This window comes from Hansschlegelia beijingensis, assembly GCF_045505405.1.
Lineage (GTDB): Bacteria > Pseudomonadota > Alphaproteobacteria > Rhizobiales > Methylopilaceae > Methylopila > Methylopila beijingensis_A.
Genome location: NZ_JBJKEX010000341.1, coordinates 1 through 3295, shown reverse-complemented (window position 1 = coordinate 3295; position 3295 = coordinate 1). Strand labels below are relative to the sequence as shown.

Sequence of the window (3295 nt, the reverse complement as noted above, 5' to 3'; positions counted from 1 at the left end):
CAGCATCCTGGCGGCCGGCCTGCTCGGGCAGGTCAACGCGCTCGTGGCGTGGGCGCACAACGACGTCATCGCCCGCGCGGTCGTGTTCGCGGTCGTCATCCTGACCATCGTGCTCAAGCCGGCCCTGGCCGGCGGCACGGTGCCGGCGGCGGTCATCATCTGCGGAAAGGCGCGGCCGAACTCGGCGGCCGCGTCGATCACCGCGCGATAGCCGGCGAGGTTCGCCTGGCTGGAGAGCACGTCCATGACCTGCGCGCGGGTGATGCGGGGCATCAGCTCCATCGCGAAGATGGAGACGCCGGCGCGGGCGAGCTCGGCGATCTCGGCGCCCTTGCCGTAGGGGTCCATCACGCCGATCACCAGCGCGCCGGGCTTCAGACCCTCGAGCCCGCCGGCCGCAGGACGCCGGACCGTCAACAGCACGTCGGCGCCCGAAAGGGCCTCGCCGCGCGAGCCGGCGACCGTCGCGCCGGCTTCCTTGTAGGCTTCATCCGTGGCGCCGGCCGCAAGGCCCGCGCCGCTCTCGACCGTCACCTGGGCGCCGGTTCCCACGAGCCGTTTGACGACGTCTGGCGTCAACGCGACTCGGGTTTCGGCGGGGTCGGTCTCCTTGGCGACGGCGATCCTCATCGCCTCAGCCGAACAACACGTAGAGGCCGAGCAGCACCACGCCGGCGACGATCGACGGCACGATGGATCCCTTGGGGGTCATGGCGCCGATCACGCCGGCGCCGATCGCGAGCAGGACGCCGATGCCGCAGAGGCCCCAGTGGCCCTTAACGCCGCCGATCGCGAGCGCGATCATGATCAGCACCACGGCGGCGGTGCAGACCTTGGAGAGCTTCAGGAAATTGGCGTAGGTGCGCTCATGCTCGGCGTAGTCGTTGCCCGGCGCGGCGGCGTATTCGACAGCGTGATCGGCCATGCTGGCTCCCCCATTGCGGCGTCTGAAAAGCGTCGTTGTGTCGCCATGTACCGGAAAGGCCCAGACGCGGCAATCGCGCCGAAAGTCTGGCATGCCACATACCAGTGAGCGTGCTAGGGGCGCCGGTTCACAGTCCGGCGGTATTCAGCGCCGCGCTCTGCCGCGCCGCGACCTGAGCCTCCGAGAAGTCCCCCATGGCCTCCCGGAACAGGGCCGAAAAGTTCAGTTCGGCCTGCAGGTGAAGGAAGACCGCGCCGAGCCCGATCGCGGCCCGGTCCATGAACACGAACTCGCGAGGCACCGTCACCGGGCCCTTTCGCTTCAGCTCCTGCTGGACCTCGAAGGCCTGCTTGCGACCGTATTCGCCGGGGGAGACGCCGTCCGCGATGGTCCGCACCCGGTCGTCCAGCAGCGGGCCGTAGATGAAGCGCGCCCAGATGTTGAGGACGTCGATCAGCTCGCGCTTGAGGTTCTTGAAGCCCCAGACCTCGTAGGCGTGGACGACCCGCGCCTCGTCCCCGTCGCGCAGGCCCTCATAGAGATCGACCACGCCGCCCACGAAGGACGGCGGGAAGATCCGGATGCAGCCGTAATCGAGCAGGTTGATGCCTTGCGGCTCCCCGCCTTCGGAAAAAGCCGTGTAGTTGCCGAGGTGCGGGTCGCCATGGATCACCCCGTGAGTCGAGAATGGCCCCCACCACGCCTTGAACATCGCGACCGCCAGCCGGTTGCGGATCTCGAGGCTCGCTTCCTTGTGATCAAGCAGCCGTGTTCCCTCGAGCCAGGCGAGCGTGAGCAGGCGCCCGGTCGAGAGCTCCGGCCGCACGCCCGGCACGCGCACCTCGGGGACGCCGTCGAGCATCAGCCCGTAGAGCGCCGCGTTCCTGGCCTCGTGGCGGTAGTCCAGCTCCTCGCGGATGCGGGCGCCGATCTCCTCGACGATCTGGCTGGTGTCGATCGAGGCGTCGAACCGGCGGCGGATGTCGAACAGCAGCCTGAGCTGGCCGAGATCGGCCTCCACGGTCGAGGCCATGTCGGGATATTGCAGCTTCACGGCGAGCGGCGCGCCGTGATGGTCGGTCGCGCGGTGCACCTGGCCCAGCGAGGCCGCGGCGGCCGGCTCCTTCTCGAACGAGCCGAACTTGTCGAGCCAGTCCGGTCCCAGCTCGGCCGCCATCCGGCGGCGCACGAAGCCGTAGCCCATCGGCGGCGCGTCGGACTGGAGCTGGGCGAGCTCGGCCGCATATTCCGGGGGCAGCGCGTCCGGAATGGTGGCGAGCAGATGCGCCACCTCCAGCAGCCGACCCGCCCGGCGCGGCGCGACCTCCAGCAGATGGCTGTCGTCGAGTCCGAACAGCGGGCTCTTCAGCGCGCAGGCGAGCGCGAGGTCGTCGTCCGGCGTCACTAGCGCGTCGCCGAGCGCGAGCAGGTCCATCACCGCGATGTGCTCGCCGACGATCAGCCGGTCCGCGCCCGCGACCGGCACGCCGCGCGCCTTGAGCGCCCGCAGGACCGCCTCGAACAGCGCCTTGCGCTGGCGGACGAGGATCAGGATCTCTCCGAACGGCGTCCCGTCCTCGCGGTTGGCGCGCGCGATCTCGTCGGCGATCTTCTGCGCGAGCCGCACCACCGCGCTCTGCGGGTTCACCCGGTCGAATGGCGCGTCCCACGCCTCCTCGGCGAACACGGCCTTCTCTGCGGTGACGATCGGCCAGGCCTCCACCGAGCCCGGCGCGTTCAGCCGGGTGGTGAAGTGCACCGTGCCGACCGCCTCGTCGGTCGAGAGCCCCTGATGAGCCGCCGGGCGGGCGAACACGGCGTCGACGCCCTTCAGCACCGCGGCCGTCGAACGGAAGCTCTCCTGCAGCCGGACGTCCTCGAACGCTTTCTCGACCGTCTGGTGCGCCGCCTGATAGGCCCGCCGGGTCGCTCCGAAAGCGGCGGGCTCCGCCCCCTGGAAGCCGAAGATCGACTGCTTTTCGTCCCCGACCGCGAATACGGTGCGGTGCGACGGGCGCGCGCTCGCGCCGGCGAGAAAATCCTCCGTCAGGCGCTGCACGATGTCCCACTGCGCAGGCGACGTGTCCTGCGCCTCGTCGACCAGGATATGGTCGAGCCCGCCGTCGAGCTTGAACAGCACCCAGGCGGCGTCCGTGCGGGAGAGCAGGACGCGGGCGCGCGAGATCAGGTCGTCATAGTCGAGCAGGCCTCGCGCGGCCTTGGCGCGGCCATAGGCTTCGATCGCGGCGTCCGCCAGCGTCAGCAGCGCGTGCGTCCGCTCGACGATCGCAGCCGCCTTGAGCCGCGGCAGCAGGCTTGCGAGCCGCGCCAGGTTTCAGGCTACCAATGAGCCCTTCGGAATCCCCTGAT

3 protein-coding genes and 1 pseudogene are annotated in these 3295 nt (G+C 70.0%); all 4 read right to left on the bottom strand.

Annotated elements, in window-relative coordinates; all coding sequences use genetic code 11:
- The coding region (locus ACIKT0_RS15655) for a Rossmann-fold NAD(P)-binding domain-containing protein (protein WP_474998506.1) at positions 1 to 630 on the bottom strand (630 nt) is incomplete at its 3' end.
- Positions 631 to 634: 4 nt separating this feature from the next.
- Positions 635 to 925 (bottom strand): aa3-type cytochrome c oxidase subunit IV, encoded by a 291-nt coding sequence (locus ACIKT0_RS15650; RefSeq protein WP_407106261.1) that lies wholly within the window; start codon positions 923 to 925, stop codon positions 635 to 637.
- Positions 926 to 1052: 127 nt separating this feature from the next.
- Complete coding sequence (locus ACIKT0_RS15645; RefSeq protein WP_407106262.1) at positions 1053 to 2360, bottom strand: ABC1 kinase family protein; 1308 nt, start codon at positions 2358 to 2360, stop codon at positions 1053 to 1055.
- Between the two features lie 495 nt (positions 2361 to 2855).
- Positions 2856 to 3212: pseudogene (locus tag ACIKT0_RS15640) on the bottom strand (UvrD-helicase domain-containing protein); the annotation flags it as partial.
- Positions 3213 to 3295 lie beyond the last annotated feature (83 nt).